This is a genomic window from Psychroserpens sp. Hel_I_66 (genome assembly GCF_000799465.1).
Classification (GTDB): domain Bacteria; phylum Bacteroidota; class Bacteroidia; order Flavobacteriales; family Flavobacteriaceae; genus Psychroserpens.
In genome coordinates this window covers 1,441,624-1,461,506 of record NZ_JUGU01000001.1, presented here as the reverse complement: position 1 = coordinate 1,461,506, position 19,883 = coordinate 1,441,624, and the positions used below count along the sequence as shown (strand labels likewise).

The window sequence follows — 19,883 nt, the reverse complement described above, 5'->3', positions numbered from 1 at the left end:
TTTTAGTTTAAACTTTTAAGTTTTCCACGCAATCAATTGGACGGTTTGTTTATTTTTACATAAACAATAAGTCAATAACCTTACCAATTGGAAAACGTTTAATCTAAACGACAAAATGACCGTTTTTGTCTTTTATAGCGTGACTTTTCGTCAGTTTTTAAGATGTAATCGAAGATACGACTTATAGCTTATATAATTAACAGGATTTCCGTGTTGATGGGAATCAAAAATTAAATCTTGATGGGAATATTCAAAAATATGTTCGGTTCTTCAGAGCCTAAAGAAGAAAAAGTATTGCCTTGGCAACCACTAACAGAAGTATCACAACTGAGTGACATTGAAAACCGATCACAAACTAAAACGCAAGTCATATTTAAACATTCCACCACCTGTGGAATCAGTAGAATGGCAATGAAACAGTTTGTAAGCGCTTATGATTTGGATTCAAATATTGATTTATACTATTTGGATTTACTAAGCTATAGAAATGTTTCTAATGAGACTGGGTATAAATTTCAAGTGATACATCAATCACCACAACTTTTGGTTATTAAAAACGGTACAGCAGTTGCTCATGCAAGTCATGGTGAGATTGCTGAGGTCGATTTAGGTAAGTATGAGTAATTTTTTATTTCTAGTTGAAATAAGAAAAATATATTTGAAGCCTTGTTCAATTTATTTTTGCCCCATTTACATTTTTTTGTCGCTCATATAAATTCTTATCAACTAAATTATCAATAATTTTTTATCTTAGTTACATTATTTATTTAGTTAATAAAAAAATGAAAAAAGATATAATCAAATTTAGTTTAAAAGCAGCGGTAGCACTTTTTGTTCTTGGTGTTGGCACCAAAATAGGAAAGGATGCCATCGAGAATTTAAAAGATATACAAGACGCACGAAAAATTTCAAAAGATGGAGGAAGATAACGATATTGTAGATAATACATTAAATGTAGTGAGCGATTCTATTGGCACGTTTGATCACACACTTGGTAAATTGCCTGTTTATAAAAGCGGTCATAAGGTAGGTGGATTAATAAGCAGACTTATAGATAAATTTGTTGATAGATTTCCAAGCTCTCAATAAAAACAATTTTAAGATTTAGCTTTTCAATATATTTTAGCTCTTATTAAAAATAAACTCCCACACCTTTATGGATGTGGGAGTTTTCAATTTAGAGACAAATCAATTAACTTCTTCTCATTTTATAAGAGTTAATTATGTTTTTTAATTTCAGTTTTAAATCTTCTCCTGTGTCAAATACCATTTGGGCATCTGTAGGGAAGTGGAGTCTTCTATTTCTTGTCAACTCATATTCTTGTCTGTCAAGAGCACGTTGATCTCCTCTAATACTTGCATACCAGTGCTCAAATACAAATTCACTATCAATTGGGAATGCATCTAAAGTTTGATTTGTTCTCAAATCTGTGTAAACCACATCTGCAATGACTTGTGTAGATTTAAACTGATTTGTGATAAAGTAACGCGCTTTCACATTGACAATTTTATCAATCTTTATTTTATTGCCTAAACTGTCTACCATTAGAGTTCCATTGGCATCGGTTTGGTATTCCCAACCGTCAACAATATTTTTTTGCTTTAGCTCTTGTCGAGAGTTGACTTGCTCTGGCGAAATATTAATTTGCTTTAACTGCAATTGCATCGCGTAATCATAGTCTAATTCTTGAACTGGATTTGCATGATAAACCGTCCAAAATTGATTTAATCCATAGGTGTCAAAGTTCAACAAGTCTACTTCTAATTGCTGCGGAATGATTTGTCTGGTTTGGTTTTCAATGGACACCATCACATAATCTGTTCCTTTTGCATGAGCTTCGGTCATAAGGCTTCTCGTTTCCTCAAAATTAGGATTGATACGTTCTATATAACTAAAGATATCATAAGCTTGTCTTGCGTTATATTTATCTTCGGAATCTAAAAGAGCGATACCTTGATCGATTAAATAATCGGACGTTTTGTATCTATAATCAACGATTTCCGAAGAATAATTATTAAATTTTAAGTTGAGGTTTTTTCCATTGATCTGCAATGGCATCACACGTTTTATAGCATTTTGTCTTGCGTCTAAATCTAAATAGATCTCGTAAATTGTTTTGTATTGCTCAGGGTTTCCATCTTTTTTTAAATGTGCAACATCTTGTAGATCTTCCTCTAAAACTTTATAGTAGGCCTCTTCAAGCATGACGATGTAATCTTGCTTGCGCTTTTTGTCTTTGTTGTTTTCGAGTTTTTGTAACGCGTCATTGATAGCTTGGTCATAGTTACCATGACTGATTGCTTTTTCAATTTGTTTTCTTCCGCTACATGATGTTAGTACCAGAAGAAGTACTGTTGTGAGTAGTAATTGCTTCATAATTCTGGATTTTAATTGATTTCTATAATACTAGGAATCCAAATTACGTGCCAGACTTGAAAAAGCGGTTTGTTCTCTAAAATTTTCCGAAGATGTAAAATGAAAAAAGCTTGAAATTAGAAGGGAAATCCTCCTAAAATCAAGCTTCAATATTCTAGTTCGTATTTTTTTACTTTTTCTTCTTTGGATTAAAAACCGGTAACAATTGTGTTTTTACCTGACCAAAACCTATGCGTGTGCCATCTTTTTCACAATGTCCTCTCATAATCACGGTATCGTAATCGTTTATAAACTTACGCTCTGTGCCATCTTTCATTTTTAATGGTTTTGTGCCTTTCCATGATAGTTCTAACATTGATCCATAAGAATCTTCGGTAGGTCCAGAAATGGTTCCGCTACCCATCATATCTCCAGAATTTACTGGGCAACCATTTACAGTGTGGTGTGCCAATTGCTGGGACATGTTCCAGTACATGTATTTAAAATTAGATTTACAAACAATGGTTTCTTTAGCACCCTTTGGTTGTATTGCTGCCTCCAAATTAATGTCAAAACTCTTGTTGCCTTTCGTTTGAAGATAATCTAAAGGTTTTGGGTCTTGTTTTGGACTGGCAACTCTAAAGGGTTCCAAAGCATCTAAAGTCACAATCCAAGGTGACATGGACGATGCAAAACTTTTTCCTAAGAAAGGTCCTAGTGGTACATATTCCCATTTTTGAATATCGCGAGCAGACCAATCGTTAAATAATACCAAACCAAAGATATATTCTTCAGCTTCTTCAATTGGAATCGGTTCTCCCAAATCATTGGCATCTGTTGTAATAAATGCCATTTCCAATTCAAAATCCAATAATTTTGAAGGACCAAATACTGGTGATTTAGCACCTTCTGGCATGGTCTGACCTTGCGGACGATGAACCGGTATTCCTGAAGGAATAATAGATGAGCTACGACCATGGTAACCCACAGGCATGTGAACCCAATTTGGCATTAGCGCATTTTCTGGATCTCTAAACATTGTGCCCACATTGGTTGCGTGCTCTTTACTTGCGTAAAAATCTGTATAATCACCAACTTGTATTGGCAGTTGCATTTCAATTTCATCTAAACGAAATAAAATGGTCTCTTTATGTTTTGTATTGTTTTTGAGTTTATCGTTTTCAGCATCAAAAATCTGGGCGATACGATTACGTACCAAACGCCAAGTTTTACGACCATCTGCAATAAAATCATTTAAGGTGTCTTGCAGAAAAATATCGTCGGTCAAAGGGATGCCTTCAAAATATCCTAATTGATGCAACGCGCCAAGGTCTATGGCAGTATCACCAATTCTAGTGCCAATTGTGATGATGTCGTCCCGAGTTAAAAACACTCCAAAAGGAATATTTTGAATGGGAAAATCTGAATTTTTACCTACATGTAACCATGAGGTTCTATCTGGATTATTTGCTGATAATGGCATAGCTAAAGTTTTTTTGTTGGTTCTATTAATCTATTCAAACGTACATAAAATTTTAATTCTAAAAGAATAAAATCAGTAAAATGTAAGCCTTAATTTGATGTTGATAACATGCTTATAAATGCTATTGTAAATATATATTTTTGAAATGATTTCACTAATGTATTTCTTATTTTTGCTAAAGTTTAACACAATTGTAATTTCCGTAGTTTTTTTACTTCGGAAACTTTAAAACTCATAACATATGCAACGCGATTCACAAATTTTTGAACTTATAGACGCAGAAAAAGAAAGACAAATCAATGGTTTGGAGCTTATCGCTTCAGAAAATTTTGTTAGCAAACAAGTCATGGAAGCTGCAGGATCTGTATTGACAAATAAATATGCCGAAGGTTACCCTGGAAAACGTTATTATGGAGGTTGTGAAATTGTTGATGAGGTGGAACAGATCGCTATCGACAGAGCAAAAACATTATTTGGTGCTGTGTATGCAAACGTGCAACCACATTCTGGCAGCCAAGCAAATACTGCTGTTTTTGCAGCTTGCTTAAATGCTGGAGATACAATTTTAGGTTTTGATCTATCACATGGTGGTCATTTAACACACGGATCTCCTGTGAATTTCTCTGGTAAATTATACAATCCAACCTTTTACGGTGTAAAAAAAGAAACAGGTCTTATTGATTATGACATGCTTGCAGATGTTGCGCAAAAAGAAAAACCAAAATTAATTATTGCAGGTGCATCGGCTTATTCAAGAGATATAGATTTTAAAAAATTTAGAGAAGTTGCAGATAGTGTAGGTGCACTTTTATTGGCAGATATTTCGCATCCATCTGGTTTAATTGCAAAAGGTATTTTGAATGACCCATTACCACATTGCCATATTGTAACGACAACAACACATAAAACGTTGAGAGGTCCAAGAGGCGGATTGATATTAATGGGACAAGATTTTGATAATCCTTTTGGTTTAAAACTGAAAAACGGAAACCTCAAAAAAATGTCCTCTTTATTGGATTCTGCTGTCTTTCCTGGAAATCAAGGTGGGCCTTTAGAGCATATTATTGCAGCAAAGGCGATTGCTTTTGGTGAGGCGCTTTCCGAAGAATTTATGCATTATATGCTACAAGTTAAAAGTAATGCTGCTGCAATGGCAAAAGCATTTGTAGGTAAAGGTTACGACATTATTTCTGGCGGAACAGACAACCATATGATGCTTATAGATCTTAGAAATAAGGATATTACTGGAAAAGAAGCAGAAGAAGCTTTAGGGAAAGCCGATATTACGGTTAATAAAAACATGGTACCGTTTGATGATAAAAGTCCGTTTGTGACGTCTGGCATTAGAGTAGGTACTGCTGCAGTAACAACCAGAGGATTGAAAGAAAGTGATATGGAAACCATAGTTGGCCATATCGATGAAGCAATAATGAATTATCAAAATGACTCTAAACTAGAAGACATTTCAGAGAAAGTAAATGTGATGATGAGTGGTAAACCTTTGTTTGCGTAATTCAAAATAGATGTCATGCTGAACTTGTTTCAGTATCACATAAATACATAAATAATAAAAAAGCCTGCTCTAAATTTTAGAGCAGGCTTTTTTTATTTTCTTCGGAACTATTAATCCTCAAAAATAACACTCTTATAAGCACCCAAATCTGGAGGTGATTGTCTTGGCATTCCTAAAATATCATTAGCAATAATAAAAGCAGGACTTCCAGCATTATTTGCTGCAGAATTTTCGCCAATCATCAACATATTTTCAAAAGGTAATTCAAAATCTGGATCGCTATTGAAAATACAGTTCTCGTAAAGCTCACCGTCGCTTAGGTTGTAATTTTCACCCGCAAAATTGTTGCTATTGTCTTGAAAGCGAATAAGACAATTAGTGAACTTGAAATTAAAATCAAAACCGCTAGTACTTGAGATTTCGTCCAAAATGAGTTCAGGATTGTCATTTCCGTAGATAATACAGTTGTTAAAATTAGCTTCGGTTAAATTATTGCCTTGGTCAATATTATCTTGATCTGTGATATAATTATTGAGTAATAGGGAAGGAAATTGTCTTCCGCCAGTATTCCAGTAATTCGCTATGGTGCAATGTGTGAAATTATATCTTCCGCCAAAAGTTCCTGCAAAAGAGGATTGTCCGCAATTGTTGAGCACTACATTTTCCGCAGAAATAGAAGTTGCTCGTGCTAATATTCCGAAGTTACTAAAATTATAAATCTGTGAGTTTGTAATTGTTAACTTGTTGTCTATTTCATTTTGATTGCCCTCGCACAATATACCAACAGTGCCATTTTTTATAGTCGCATAATTGATATCGTTATCTACACTACCGTTGTAGAGCCAAATAGTTCCCCATTGTCCTGGAATATCTTCATACAAAGGTTCTAAACGGTCACCTTGAAAAATCACTTCGTTTTCTAAAGCGTCTTGATCTGCGCTTAAATCACCATTGATTTTTAGAGAGGCGTTATTTGTAACCAATAATCCAGAATTTGCGTGAAAATGCACACGTGCTCCAGCTTCTACCGTGAGCACATCACCATCGTCTACAGCTGCATAACCGTAAATCACGTAAGGTTTCTCGTTTGTGAACGTAAGCTCGTCATTTTCTAGAAAACGACCTTGTAATGTAGTTTCATCTGGCGTTCCATCTCCATCAACATCAAAAGTTAGGGTTTCTATGACTCCCGTGGTATTATCTCGATCTGGATAGATAAAAACTGCGTCTTTAATTAACGTTACCAACTCCACTTTTTGCTGGTTGCTGCCACTATCAAACTCAATGGCATCTGTATATAAAAACTCTAAACTGTTTAGGGCAAGCGACTCGATATCTGCGGTTGTCTCTACAAAAATAAACAGGCTGTCATTTGCTAAAAGCTCTACATTATTAAATTCTTTTCCTGCGAGACCATCTACGTTTAACCGATAATTAGAGGCTTCTCCTTGTCCTAATCTTACGGTTGGGATTGAAATATCATTATCACTACGATTATACACTTTTAAGTTATAAGTGCTTGATCCAATATTTGAAAAAATGGTATCCAAATAAATAGTGTCTTTAGAAAACTCAAGTCCTCCAGTGCTTGGCGCAAAATCGAAATCTTTTCTACAAGAGCTCCAAGAGATCAATATGCCAAGTGTTAGTAGAAAGTATATAATCTTTTTTATCATATTTTATAACGTCTTTCACGAATGAGTAAAATACCAAATGTGCCTTTGGCAATACAAATATAACTTTTGGAGTTTACTTTTATTATTGAAGACTGTAAAATGTTTAAAATCTATTCTTTGGTATGCTCTTTAAGTATGTTTTTAAATGCTGTACTATGTATTAAAAGTGCATCTACTAATTTAAACTCGTTTTCTTTTTTGAGTATTGAAACTTCGAGTTGTTGTGCAGAAAAATAATCGAAAAATAATTGCTGATAGGGTTTTGGAATATCCAATTGTGACGATAAAAATTTTTGGTTAAAGTAGGTGTTGGTCTCAAAAAGTGTGACTAAATCTTCTGGAGTGACATAGACCACATCTGGTTTTTTGTTTTTGTTCTTAAATAGGCTTCCAATTAATTTGGCAACCGCAATTAAATCTAAAGTTGGCTGGAGATTATCACCACTACCAAAAGTTCTTTTCTTGTAAGCAATTTGTCCTTGCTTGGCAGTTGTATTTTGCAATCCCAGAGAATCGAACATTTTTTCCTGTACTTTGGTGACTTCTACTTCGTCCAGTTCGTTGGTGATTTTTTTAAGTTCAATCACCACATCATTTTCAAAATAAGGTTGGGTAAGTGTTATGAATTGTTGTTCGTGAAAATAGGAGTTGATCACTAGTACATCACTTAATTGCGCTTCAATTTGAAATGCGCCTTGATCGTCAGAATAGGTTAAGATATTTTGGGTTCTATTAATGATTTTCACACCTTTAACCGTAGCCTCATCATCGTAAATTATGCCTTTAATGATTTGCGCTTGACTTATAATAGGAATTAATAGAAAAACGAGAAATTTAAAAATTTTCAATAGTTGAGATTGTTGATTGTTCTCTCAAATAAAAGAAATTTCCGAAGAAAGAAACTATAAATTAAGAGAGTTTAACAGGATGACAATCTTGTTTTAACTAAAAAGTTGTATAATATCTTCTGGAATTCTCGCAGGTTTGTTGTTCTCGTGAGACATAAAACACCAAATCGTTTCTGAGGTAGTTAACAACTTATCGGTGTTTTTATTATAAACTTCTACGATTCGTGTTGAGCGCACACCTTCAGATTTTTTTACGTAGGTTTTCAATCGCAGCACGTCGCCTAAAAGTGCCTCTGCTTTGTATTGGATGTGGTGGCTTACCAAAATCCAATAAAACTCATCCCTGGTTTTTGGATTGGTTTTCATTTCCCAGTGTGATTGGGCAATATCTTGAACCCACTCCACATAGCGAACATTGTTGACGTGACCTCGCTCATCAATAACATCTTGAGCAACTACAATAAAATTTTCGTGGGTTTGCATTTTTAGATTTTTTTCTTCTGAAATATAAAATTACAGATTAATCCTTTCTTCTGAAAATATTAGAGATGTTATATAATAGTTTACCTGTTGTGAAGCGTTCAAGTTCTCCATTTTTGATTTTTTTGCGTTTTTCTTTTCTGGCTTTTTGTCTTAAACATTTATTCATTTTAGTATAATCTGGATAGCCAGCATATATTAAATTTTCACCGCAATCACCAGGATCTTCATTCATTTCCAATTTATAATATATATTCTCATCTAAAGTTTTTCTAAAATTTTTCATACCCAAAAAGCCAAATATCAATTCATCTCCATTTACAGCATTAATTGTAAAATTACCATCAAAATCTGTTTGCGTTGCTGCTTGAGTGCGAAGATTTACAACCGATACTCCTGGTAGAGGTAAACCGTCTGTTTTTGAAATAATAGTTCCTTCAATTTGTTTTTCATTAAAAGGAATATCGCTAATTTTTTCTGGATTTGAGATGATCTTTATTTTACCAATTTCGGTCGGTGATGTTATGCCAGTTAAAAGAGGATTTTTTAAAGCTTTTATTTTTAAATAAATATTCTTTTTGCTGAAATTATCTATTACAACTTCTAAAGTTTCGTAATCTTCGTTTTCAATAATTATAGTATTACCCAATTCTGCCTTGATCGTGAATTTTCCGTCATTATAGGAGAGTGTAGTAAATCCAGTTTCTTTAATTGTAATTCTAGAATTTTGAATAGTTGATTTTTGCGAATTAAAAATGGTACCGTGAAGGATCTTTTTATTTAAGATCGATATTGCCGATTTACCATTTATAGTTTGCTTTTGTAGTGTATCTCTTTGGATAATTTTGGGCTCTCCTTGTGCTTCGACATCCTGCGTACCAAAACTTAAAAAGGCAAAAAGGGTGGAGGCAACGTACGATAGATAATTGTTTTTCTCTTTTCGGTTTAAAACTAATTCTCTGTTGAGTTGTGTAGATTTAAATCGCCCACAAACTTTCCCTTCATTTAAAAAGGTTTTTACAATTTGCTCGTCGGTTTTGGTCGTAAAGTCGAATACCGTTTTTTCGCAAGATGAACAATGGCGACCTTGATCTTGAGGTGTCATTTTTTGCCAATCTTCGTGGCAAGGCTCTGGGATGTTGATGTTTAGTGCTGTTCTCATAACTCAAAGAACCAAAAGAAACAACGAATTTAAAAGCAGGAATGAGCGAACACTACTTTTGAGTGAGTGAAGTGATTTTTATGTTACTTCTCAAAAACTTCAACCTCAAATAATTTGTCCCAACGTTTGCCAGTGATGAAAAGCGTTTTTGATTGAGGGTTGTAAGCGATACCGTTTAAAACGTCCAATCCAGCATGTTGCGTTACTAATTTGTGCAAAGGTGAAAAATCGATCACACCTTCTATAGCACCGTTTTCGGGATTGATGATCGCCACACCGTTTTTTTGATAGCGATTGGCGTAAATCTTTCCGTTAACGTATTCCAATTCATTAATTCCAACAATTTTTCCTTTGTTGGTATAAACTTGAATTTTTGAGTCTTCGGTCAACGTTTCGGGATCAAGAAGCCAGATTTGTTCTGTACCATCAGATTTGTAGATATGTTCTCCGTCATTGCAAATGCCCCAACCTTCTTTACTTTTTCCGTAGGTAAAACTGCTTTTCTTTTCAAAAGTTTCCACATCATACACAAAGCCAATATTTTCTTGCCATGTTAATTGGTAGATCTTATTATCTAAAATTGTTAATCCCTCTCCAAAATATTGGTCTGGTAAATCGGTATTTTTTAGTACCTCACCCGTTTTATAATCTACTTTTCTCAACTTAGACTCACCGTATTGACCCGTACTTTCGTACAATTCTCCGTTATGAAATTCCAATCCTTGAGTGTAAGAAGTGATATCATGAGGGTACTCGTTTATAATTTTATAACCAAACACTTTAGGTGATTGATTGTTTAAGATGGTGAGTGTAGTTGAGATTTCTTCGGAAGAATCGCCAACCTTAACCGTCGCATTTACAGTTTGCGTACCCAAAAGTTGGTCATCTAACATAAAGGAAGCATCAACTGGCTCTCCATTTAATTTATAATCTACTGATGAGATTTCTACTCCATTTGGGTTTTTGATAGAAAGCTTTACGGTTTCTCCAAGCGATACCACGTTGTTTTTAGCATTTGTGGTAATGGAAAGATTGGATTTTTGAGTATTAGAATTTCCGCAGGAAATAATAATTGTACTTAAAATAGTGATTATGAAAACTTTAATTGATTGCATTTTTGTTGAGATTTTAGTGCAAGTTATTTAATAAAATTCAGTTTAAAAAATGGTTGCAAAAGAATTAAAAGATTGTATCTTTGCATCGGCAAGTCCTACACAACCAGCTCCTGCTTAATCCTCCAGGTCGGGAACGAAGCAAAGGTACGCGGTCGTAGCGGTGTGATGTAGGTAGCTTGCCTTTTTTGATGAAACATTTTGACGTCTTTTTTATGAGACTGATAACGATAAAAAAGAGAGATTTGTTAGATAGAACTAGCAAATCTTTTTTGATTTTAACCAAACTTGTAAAATTCATTAGTAATTTTACGTGAGTTAGAATCTCAAAATGCTAATAGCAAATCGCTAAAAAAACCATTTTAAATGTCTAAAGTTGTTTTAATTACAGGAGGATCTTCGGGAATTGGAAAATCTATTGGAGAGTTTTTATCTCAAAAAGGATTTACGGTTTATGGCACAAGCAGGTCACCTGAACGGTATCCAGATTCTAAAATACAACTGGTGGCATTGGATGTGGCAGATGTGCTTTCCGTAGAAAAAGCTATCGAGACCGTCGCAACTGAAGCTGGTAGTATTGACATTGTCATCAATAATGCTGGCGCAGGAATTACGGGACCTATTGAAGAAATCCCTAATGATGAAATCAAACGGAATTTTGAAACGAATCTCTTTGGGCCAATCAATGTCATCAAGGCAGTATTGCCTCAAATGCGTAAACAAAACTCTGGTCTAATCATAAATATAACTTCTATTGCTGGATATATGGGATTGCCATATCGCGGTATTTACAGTGCGAGTAAAGGTGCATTGGAGTTGATTACTGAAGCTTTTAGAATGGAAATAAAGGATTTTAATATTCACATGACTAATGTTGCTCCAGGTGATTTTGCAACCAACATTGCTGCTGGTCGTTATCATGCTCCTGTAACAAAAGGTTCTCCTTATGAAAAGAAGTATGGTCAAGTTTTAAAAGCAATTGATGAAGACGTAGATAGTGGTGGAGACCCTCAAATGGTAGCGAAAGAGATTTTTAACATTATAAATACTCCAAATCCTAAAATACATTATAAAGTGGGTGCGTTTATGCAAAAATTCTCTATCATTTTAAAAAGAGTATTACCAGATAATGTTTATGAGAAAATGCTTTTAAATCACTATAAGCTTTAAAAACCGCCTAAGATTTTTAGGTGTTAATATCATTTAATAACATGTTGTTCTAATCGTGTTTGAAAATTGTAAATTCGTAATTGTAAAATATAAATCAACTATACGTTTTCTTTTTTCTGAAAGTACTTTCACTAATAAAAAGAGAATAAAAACAAATTTTCTATGAAATTTTTTATTGATACAGCTAATCTTGACCAAATTAAAGAAGCTCAAGATCTTGGTATTTTAGATGGTGTGACAACAAACCCATCATTAATGGCTAAAGAGGGTATTACCGGTCACGATAATATTATGAAACATTACGTGAACATTTGTAATATTGTTGAAGGCGACGTTTCTGCGGAAGTGATTGCTACAGATTACGAAGGGATGGTGAGAGAAGGTGAGGCGCTAGCAGACTTGCATAATCAAATTGTTGTAAAGCTCCCAATGATTAAAGATGGTATAAAAGCTTGTAAATACTTTAGCGACAAAGGGATTAAAACAAATGTGACCTTGGTGTTCTCGCCAGGTCAGGCATTACTTGCTGCAAAGGCAGGAGCAACTTACGTATCTCCTTTTATTGGTCGTTTGGATGATATTTCTACAGATGGTTTAAATTTAATTGCAGAAATTAGAATGATTTACGATAACTACGGTTTCGAAACTCAAATTTTAGCAGCATCTGTACGTCATACTATGCATGTTATTGATTGTGCAAAACTTGGAGCAGATGTGATGACTGGGCCATTAAGCTCTATCACTGGTTTGTTAAAACACCCTTTGACTGACATTGGACTCGAAAAATTTCTAGCAGATTATAAGAAAGGAAATTAAATAAGGTTTCAAAATAGACATAAAAAAAAACTCTTGAGTAGCAATTCAAGAGTTTTTTGTTTTTAGCTTATTTTGATACTAATGTATGCTCTATAATAGTATCAATCTCTGTACTAAACAAATCGGTATTTGGTTCTATGATTATACCATTTTCATCTACAATGAGCACTTTTTGAGCATAAGCTATAGCGAATTTTTTAATGGCCTCATTTGGGTTTTTAAACATGTACTCGTTCTCTGTAGGATACTTTAGTAAACTTAAAGTCTGTTTCCAAGAGCGTGTATCCATGTCATTTATATTTATGGCAATAAAGTTCATGTCAGGATATCTCGATTTTAGACTTTTCATCATAAAGTGATTGTTACGATAGCTATATTTGAAATTTGAGGACCAACAGTAAATAACGGTTGGAGCATTGATAACCTCATGAAGATTTAAAACTTCATTGTTAAAATTTACAATCTCTATGTTAGGAAGTTTGTTGCCTGGATATAAGCTTGTGGTAGAATTCACTAAATTGTCAATATAATCCTTATCATCATCGTCTGTGCTTTTTTCCATAAAGGAATCTAACATACTTTTAGACTGTGCTTGATTAGAACTGTTATATACAAAAACACGGGTAGCGTGCTTAAGCACATAGTTCTTGATAACTTCATTTTCGATAACACTATCAATTAACCTTAGTTTTTCAAGGTTGTAATCTAGGGCTTGTCTGTTAAATTTGTGATGGTTCCCGTCACGATAATAAGTATTTAAAGCAGTATTATGAAAATACCAATCCATAAATTTATTATAGGAATACACACGACTTAACTCAATGTCGTTAAAATCAACCTCTTCTCTGTAATCATAGAAATCTTCCGGTAAATCCTTAAAATGTATGAGTTTATTATTTCCGAAGTAACCAAAAGGATATTTTTCCTTAATGGTATAGTAGCTATAATCTATCCCAGCCTCAGCAATTTTTTTAAATAGGCTTGAGGTTTGCTGGGTTTCAATAAAGCGCTCTAGATTTTCTTGTCTCTGTTGTTGGACCGTACGAATGTGTTTTTCAAATTCCTCTGGCTCTAAATGTTGAAGTTTATTGAATTTTTTGTTCTCAATTTCATTATTTAAAAAGGCTTTAATGAGATAATTATTTTTCTTTGATCCGTCACCAGTATAAACCAAGGATTCATCAAAATCATTGGTATTGAGCCTCAACATAATACTATCTTTTGGCTCAATTAAAAGCGTTTGAAATTCACCTCCATGTGTAAAGGAATAAAGCCCAGCCTTAAGATTCTCTATTTTATGAATAAATCTATTGTTGGCATCAAGCATTATAGTGTCACGATCTTTCTCATTACTAAAGAGTGTCACATAATTATTGTTGGGGTTGATGATTTCACCACCAAAATAGGCTACATCACTAACTTCAGAATTAGTGTCGCACCCAATAAAAAGAAAACTTGATAATATGCTAACTATAAGTAGTTTCATAGATTGTTAGAGTCGTAGGACATTTTAATTGTAACAAAAATAAAGGTTGCGTGTTGTAAGTCTTGTTAATACGTTGTTAAATATTGATTTTACTAACACTACGACCATAATGCACATTAAAAAATTACCCTATTTATTTTCATACAATCGTTAGAATTCTCTACTTTTGCAACCTGAAACTTTGAGCATTATATTTTCTTCGGAAATACTAAAACTCAAAAACTTGTAACTTAAATAAAAACAGTATGTTAACAGTATCAAATCTTTCGGTACAATTTGGAAAAAGAGTTCTTTTTGACGAAGTAAACACAACGTTCAATAACGGGAATTGCTACGGGATAATTGGAGCAAATGGAGCAGGCAAATCTACCTTTTTAAAGATTATCGCAGGAAAGCAAGATCCAACATCTGGACATGTACATCTTGAGACAGGAAAGCGAATGTCTGTTTTAGAACAAAATCACAACCTTTATGATGAGCACACTGTTTTGGAAACCATCATAATGGGTAATAAACCTTTATTTAAGTTAAAGACCGAAATTGATGCACTCTACGCAGATTATAGTGATGAGAATGCAGAGAAAATTGGAGAACTTCAAGTGCAGTTTGAAGAAATGAACGGTTGGAATGCAGATAGTGATGCTGCTGCAATGCTCTCAAATTTGGGCATCAAAGAAGAGTACCATTATACGTTAATGAAAGATCTGGACGGTAAACAAAAGGTAAGAGTCCTTTTGGCTCAGGCTTTATTTGGTAATCCAGATTTATTGATAATGGATGAGCCAACAAATGATCTTGATTATGAAACCATCTCCTGGTTAGAAAACTTTTTGGCAAATTATGATAACTGTGTAATCGTAGTATCTCACGATAGGCACTTTTTAGATTCAGTTTGTACACATATATCAGATATTGACTTTGGTAAGATCAATCACTTCTCTGGTAACTATACTTTTTGGTACGAATCATCACAATTGGCAGCAAGACAGCATGCCCAGCAAAACAAAAAAGCTGAAGAAAAGAAAAAAGAACTAGAAGAGTTTATTCGTCGTTTTTCTGCTAACGTTGCAAAATCAAAACAAGCTACAAGTAGAAAGAAAATGATTGAAAAATTAAATATTGCAGATATTAGACGCTCAAGTCGTCGCTATCCAGCAATTATTTTCGAGCGTGAGCGCGAAGCTGGTGATCAAATATTGAATATAGAAGGGTTATCTGCTTCCTTAGAAGGAGATGTTTTGTTCAGTAATATAGATATCAACCTTAACAAAGGGGAAAAAGTAGTCATGTTCTCTAAAGACTCTCGAGCAACGACTGCATTTTACCAAATTATAAACGGAAAAGAAAAAGCAGACTCTGGTAAGTATTCTTGGGGAGTGACAACAACACAATCCTATTTACCTTTAGACAATAGCGAATATTTTGATAATAACTTAACACTTGTAGATTGGTTGCGCCAATGGGCAACTACAGAGGAAGAGCGCGAAGAAGTTTACATTCGTGGCTTTTTGGGCAAAATGATCTTTAGTGGAGAGGAAGCTTTAAAAACCTCCAATGTACTTTCCGGAGGAGAAAAAGTACGTTGCATGCTAAGTCGCATGATGATGGTAAGAGCAAACGTTTTAATGCTGGACGAACCAACAAACCATTTAGATCTAGAAAGTATTACAGCATTTAACAACTCACTTAAAAACTTTAAAGGCACCGTTTTATTCACGACCCATGATCACGAGTTTGCACAAACCGTTGCAAATAGAGTTATAGAATTAACTCCGGGCGGAGTTATTGATCGTTACATGACTTTTGATGAATACATGAGTGATAAAAAGATTAAAGAGATGAGAGACAAAATGTATGCAGTCACAGCCTAGATTTTATCAATTTTTTTCTCTTCGGAAATTTTAAAACTTAAGATTCAAGCTCCTCTTTAACACTGGAGATAACTTTTTGTGCTTCCTCAAGTTCATCATTGCTTACATAAAGCTCTTGATAGCCTTGTATCGAAGCACCAAAACCTGCAAGTCTTCCAGATTCAGACTCATCTTTTATAATGGCATTAATTCCAGCGCTGTTTAAGCGATCCATTGCCAATTGCACAATTATAAAACTTCCTGAAAAAATCTTTGTATATGAAGTATCTGACATAATTCTTTTATTTAGTAATTAAGTATAGGTTGTTAATTCAATTTATAAGTTACAATAAATGTTTCATATTTTTCAGTATAAAATTTACTAATGAATTAGGCTACATTAGTGTTGATTTAAATACTGTAAACGATCTATTTGTTTTTTTACTATAAACAAGCCTTAATCTTAATGTTGAGTTAATTGTCTGTTAAACGGGTCATCTTAAAAAACCATATAACTCTAAACAGCGTATCTAAAGCATAACAACAATTAATTATACACTTAAATAAAAGAACATGAAAACATCAAACAGATTATCAAAATTATTGAGTATTGCTTTAGTAGCAGGTTTTATGATTGCAGGTCAAAATGCAATGGCACAAGAAACTAAAACTAAAAAAGAGAAAAAGGAAATGGCTAAAAAAATGGACAAAAAAGAAAAGATGTCCATGAAAGTAGATAACACAATGAAGCCAAGTGGAGATTACGTTATAGTAGGCGATGCAAAAATGTTTCCAACTCGTAATATTATAGAAAATGCTGTAAATTCTAAAGATCATACTACTTTGGTAGCAGCAGTTAAAGCAGCAGGATTAGTAGAAACGTTGTCTAGCGAAGGACCATTCACGGTATTTGCTCCAACTAATGAAGCTTTTGAAGCATTACCTAAAGGTACTGTTAGAACGCTCTTAATGGAAGAAAACAAAGATCAATTGAAGAACGTTTTAACGTATCACGTGGTATCAGGTAAAGTAAGTGCTAAGGACTTAGCAATGCTTATCAAAAAGAATGATGGTAAAGCAAAACTTACAACTGTATCTGGTGGTACATTAATCGCATGGGAAAAGGACGGTAAGATTTATATTTCTGATGAAAACGGTAATTCTTCACAAGTAACAATAGCAGATGTAAATCAATCTAACGGAGTTATACATGTTGTAGATGCAGTGGTTTTACCAAAATCTTAATAATGTATTATATTAGATAATAAGATAATTTTATTATTTGAAACTTAAAAAACCTGTCAATTTCATTGGCAGGTTTATTTATTTATAATCTTAATAATTTCGTTTTCAGCAATCTTGATAAACTCTCAATAGTTAAAATTTCTTTAATAATTTTTATTTTGTTTAACTATGTGTTATTTTTGTTAAACAAATTAAATGTTATCTACACAGGTAATTTTTTGATTGATTTAGTTAGGTTGTTAAAAGTCATATCCTTTTTAGGATATGACTTTTTCAGTTTTATTGAGCTTTGATTTTTCCGCTAAGCATTCATCCACTACTCAATATAAGTTTTGTCAATCATTATATAAAATATTATAATCTATTTCTATTGTAATTTCAGTTGTAAATTTTTTAACTTTAAAGAATTGATAATTATTTAAACAAAATCTTATTATAATATGAAAAATAACGGAAATTCAAACTCAAACGTTTGGGATATCAATGAGTCAGATGCTGGGCAATGTCCTTTCTTAAGCGGTACACAAAAAAGAACCGCTGGAAATGGAACTAAAAACCGAGACTGGTGGCCAAACGAGTTAAAATTAAATATCCTACGCCAAAATGGGACACCATCTAATCCTATGGATGAGGATTTTAATTATGCAGAAGCTTTCAACAGTATCAATTATGCAGAGTTAAAACAAGACGTTATTGATCTAATGACAGATTCTCAAGACTGGTGGCCTGCAGATTATGGTCATTATGGTCCATTTATGATTAGAATGGCTTGGCACAGTGCAGGTACGTATCGAGTTGGTGATGGTAGAGGAGGGGCAAGTTCTGGTACACAGCGTTTTGCGCCTTTAAATAGTTGGCCAGACAATGGAAATTTAGATAAAGCAAGGCTATTATTATGGCCTGTGAAAAAGAAATATGGTAAAAATTTGTCTTGGGCAGATTTAATGGTTCTTGCAGGAAATTGTGCATTGGAGTCTATGGGATTTAAAACATTTGGTTTTGCAGGAGGACGAGAAGATATTTACGAACCAGAACAAGATATTTATTGGGGAAGTGAAACAGGTTGGTTAGATAATGATGAGCGTTATGATACAAGTGATGGTGATTTAGAAGGACATTTAGGAGCTGCTCATATGGGATTAATCTATGTGAATCCTGAAGGACCAAATGGAGATCCAGATCCATTAAAATCTGCGCATGATATTAAGATTACATTTGGTCGTATGGCTATGAATGATGAAGAAACCGTTGCACTTATTGCAGGTGGTCATACCTTCGGAAAAACGCATGGTGCAGCAAACCCAGATGATCATGTAGGTTTCGAGCCTCATGGAGCATCTATCGAAGAAATGAGTACAGGTTGGAAAAATAGTTTTAAATCTGGAGTTCTGGATGATGCAATTACTAGTGGTTTAGAAGGTCCATGGACACCAAACCCTACACGCTGGGATGATGAATATTTTGATGTACTCTTAAATTACGATTGGGAACTCACAAAAAGTCCTGCTGGAGCTCATCAATGGACACCAACAGCAGCATCAAATGCAAGAATGGCACCAAAGGCAGGAGATGCTAATGGAAAACAGGCATTAATGATGTCTACAGCAGATATGGCACTAAAAATGGATCCAACATATTTGGAAATTTCTAAACGTTTCCATAAAGATCACAAAGCATTAGAAGACGCTTTCGCCAGAGCTTGGTATAAGCTAACACATCGTGATATGGGACCGATAGATCGCTATTTGGGACCTGAAGTTCCGAAGGAAGAATTATTATGGCAAGATCCAATTCCGAAGGTAAACTATAAATTAAGCGAAAATGATGTTTCTAACTTAAAGAAAATGATTTTAGCATCAGAGTTAACTATTTCTCAAATGGTAACTACCGCTTGGGCTTCTGCTTCAACTTATAGAGATTCAGATAAGCGTGGTGGTGCAAACGGAGGACGTTTACGCTTAAAGCCTCAGAGACATTGGGAAGTCAATAACCCGAGTGAGTTACAAAAAGTAATTTCTGTATATGAAGCTATCCAAAACGATTACAGTGGTACAGTATCCATTGCAGACTTGATTGTAATTGGAGGTAATGCAGGTGTTGAGGAAGCTGCAAGTAATGCTGGTCACAGCGTAACTATTCCTTTTTCCTGCGGAAGAGGTGACGCGTCACAAGAACAAACAGACTTGGAGTCGTTTGGATATTTAGAGCCATTGGCAGACGGTTTTAGAAACTATATAAGAAAAGATTTAAACGTAGCTGCGGAAGATTTAATGATAGACAGAGCTAATTTAATGACTCTTTCTTCACCAGAAATGACTGCCTTAGTAGGAGGTTTAAGGGTTATTGGAGCAAATTATGATGGCTCAAACCACGGTGTTTTTACAGATCGTGTTGGTCACTTAACCAATGATTTTTTCGTGAATATTCTAGATTTTACATATACATGGAGTGCAACTTCAGAAGATGATCGTTTTTTTGAAGGACGTGACCGTAAAACAGGAGAGGTTAAGTTTACAGGAACTCGTGCAGATTTAATCTTTGGTTCTAATACAGAATTAAGAGCTATTGCAGAAGTTTACGGAGCAGACGACGGAGAGCAAAAATTTGTAAAAGATTTCGTGAAAGCATGGAGCAAAGTAATGCATTTAGATCGTTTTGATCTAAAATAAAACGCAGTTATCAATTT

General features: G+C 34.1%; 18 protein-coding genes and 1 other RNA gene. 10 read left to right on the top strand and 9 right to left on the bottom strand.

Features of this window, described 5'->3' with window-relative positions; genetic code table 11:
- The first annotated feature begins 240 nt into the window (after positions 1-240).
- The 3 genes from ytxJ to GQ40_RS17575 all read left to right on the top strand — a co-directional run bounded on the left by ytxJ (position 241) and on the right by GQ40_RS17575 (position 1,089).
- Complete coding sequence (gene ytxJ / locus GQ40_RS06630) at positions 241-624, top strand: bacillithiol system redox-active protein YtxJ (RefSeq protein WP_047546856.1); 384 nt, start codon at positions 241-243, stop codon at positions 622-624.
- Between the two features lie 158 nt (positions 625-782).
- Positions 783-929, top strand: coding sequence for a hypothetical protein (locus GQ40_RS17580; protein ID WP_156115536.1), 147 nt, complete (start codon positions 783-785; stop codon positions 927-929).
- Positions 916-1,089 (top strand): hypothetical protein, encoded by a 174-nt coding sequence (locus GQ40_RS17575; protein WP_156115535.1) that lies wholly within the window; start codon positions 916-918, stop codon positions 1,087-1,089. Before GQ40_RS17580 ends, GQ40_RS17575 begins: the two co-directional genes overlap by 14 nt.
- A 103-nt stretch (positions 1,090-1,192) precedes the next feature.
- Here GQ40_RS17575 and GQ40_RS06625 read toward each other — a convergent pair whose 3' ends face one another.
- Complete coding sequence (locus GQ40_RS06625) at positions 1,193-2,377, bottom strand: hypothetical protein (RefSeq protein ID WP_047546854.1); 1,185 nt, start codon at positions 2,375-2,377, stop codon at positions 1,193-1,195.
- A gap of 169 nt (positions 2,378-2,546) precedes the next feature.
- Positions 2,547-3,839, bottom strand: coding sequence for a fumarylacetoacetase (fahA, locus tag GQ40_RS06620; protein ID WP_047546852.1), 1,293 nt, complete (start codon positions 3,837-3,839; stop codon positions 2,547-2,549).
- Between the two features lie 241 nt (positions 3,840-4,080).
- Between fahA and glyA the strand changes: the two genes are divergently transcribed.
- Positions 4,081-5,352: a serine hydroxymethyltransferase gene (gene glyA, locus GQ40_RS06615; protein WP_047546850.1), complete on the top strand. Its 1,272-nt coding sequence runs from the start codon at positions 4,081-4,083 to the stop codon at positions 5,350-5,352.
- A gap of 110 nt (positions 5,353-5,462) precedes the next feature.
- Here the strand turns inward: glyA and GQ40_RS06610 are convergent, their stop codons facing one another.
- The 5 genes from GQ40_RS06610 to GQ40_RS06590 all read right to left on the bottom strand — a co-directional run bounded on the left by GQ40_RS06610 (position 5,463) and on the right by GQ40_RS06590 (position 10,633).
- On the bottom strand, positions 5,463-7,028 hold the full coding sequence (locus GQ40_RS06610) for a right-handed parallel beta-helix repeat-containing protein (RefSeq protein WP_231565551.1): 1,566 nt from the start codon (positions 7,026-7,028) through the stop codon (positions 5,463-5,465).
- Positions 7,029-7,138: 110 nt separating this feature from the next.
- Positions 7,139-7,876, bottom strand: a complete 738-nt coding sequence (locus tag GQ40_RS06605) for a hypothetical protein (RefSeq protein ID WP_047546848.1) — start codon at positions 7,874-7,876, stop codon at positions 7,139-7,141.
- Positions 7,877-7,969: 93 nt separating this feature from the next.
- The gene (locus GQ40_RS06600; RefSeq protein ID WP_047546846.1) at positions 7,970-8,359 is read right to left on the bottom strand and encodes an acyl-CoA thioesterase; all 390 of its coding nucleotides are present in this window, start codon (positions 8,357-8,359) and stop codon (positions 7,970-7,972) included.
- Between the two features lie 37 nt (positions 8,360-8,396).
- On the bottom strand, positions 8,397-9,518 hold the full coding sequence (locus GQ40_RS06595) for a carboxypeptidase-like regulatory domain-containing protein (RefSeq protein WP_047546844.1): 1,122 nt from the start codon (positions 9,516-9,518) through the stop codon (positions 8,397-8,399).
- 83 nt (positions 9,519-9,601) lie between these two features.
- A complete protein-coding gene (locus tag GQ40_RS06590) occupies positions 9,602-10,633 on the bottom strand; it encodes a glutaminyl-peptide cyclotransferase (protein WP_047546842.1) in 1,032 nt (343 codons plus the stop codon).
- Positions 10,634-10,719: 86 nt separating this feature from the next.
- On the opposite strand from GQ40_RS06590, the gene ffs reads away from it, so the two are divergent.
- From ffs to fsa, 3 genes are all read left to right on the top strand, one after another.
- Positions 10,720-10,818: signal recognition particle sRNA small type (gene ffs, locus GQ40_RS17420), an RNA gene on the top strand.
- 178 nt (positions 10,819-10,996) lie between these two features.
- On the top strand, positions 10,997-11,800 hold the full coding sequence (locus tag GQ40_RS06585; protein ID WP_047546841.1) for an SDR family oxidoreductase: 804 nt from the start codon (positions 10,997-10,999) through the stop codon (positions 11,798-11,800).
- A 162-nt stretch (positions 11,801-11,962) separates the two neighbouring features.
- Positions 11,963-12,616, top strand: coding sequence for a fructose-6-phosphate aldolase (gene fsa, locus GQ40_RS06580; RefSeq protein WP_047546839.1), 654 nt, complete (start codon positions 11,963-11,965; stop codon positions 12,614-12,616).
- A gap of 67 nt (positions 12,617-12,683) precedes the next feature.
- Here fsa and GQ40_RS06575 read toward each other — a convergent pair whose 3' ends face one another.
- Positions 12,684-14,102 carry a TlpA family protein disulfide reductase gene (locus tag GQ40_RS06575; RefSeq protein WP_052184174.1) on the bottom strand — a complete coding sequence of 473 codons (1,419 nt, stop codon included), beginning with the start codon at positions 14,100-14,102 and terminating at the stop codon, positions 12,684-12,686.
- A 245-nt stretch (positions 14,103-14,347) separates the two neighbouring features.
- Here GQ40_RS06575 and GQ40_RS06570 point away from each other — a divergent pair, with 245 nt between their 5' ends.
- Positions 14,348-15,973, top strand: coding sequence for an ABC-F family ATP-binding cassette domain-containing protein (locus GQ40_RS06570; protein WP_047546837.1), 1,626 nt, complete (start codon positions 14,348-14,350; stop codon positions 15,971-15,973).
- A gap of 37 nt (positions 15,974-16,010) precedes the next feature.
- Here GQ40_RS06570 and GQ40_RS06565 read toward each other — a convergent pair whose 3' ends face one another.
- Positions 16,011-16,247: a putative signal transducing protein gene (locus GQ40_RS06565; RefSeq protein WP_047546836.1), complete on the bottom strand. Its 237-nt coding sequence runs from the start codon at positions 16,245-16,247 to the stop codon at positions 16,011-16,013.
- A 425-nt stretch (positions 16,248-16,672) separates the two neighbouring features.
- Between GQ40_RS06565 and GQ40_RS06560 the strand changes: the two genes are divergently transcribed.
- Together GQ40_RS06560 and katG are read left to right on the top strand one after the other, a co-directional pair.
- Positions 16,673-17,197: a fasciclin domain-containing protein gene (locus tag GQ40_RS06560; RefSeq protein WP_052184327.1), complete on the top strand. Its 525-nt coding sequence runs from the start codon at positions 16,673-16,675 to the stop codon at positions 17,195-17,197.
- A 440-nt stretch (positions 17,198-17,637) separates the two neighbouring features.
- Positions 17,638-19,866: a catalase/peroxidase HPI gene (gene katG, locus GQ40_RS06550; RefSeq protein WP_047546829.1), complete on the top strand. Its 2,229-nt coding sequence runs from the start codon at positions 17,638-17,640 to the stop codon at positions 19,864-19,866.
- The last annotated feature ends 17 nt before the right edge of the window (positions 19,867-19,883 follow it).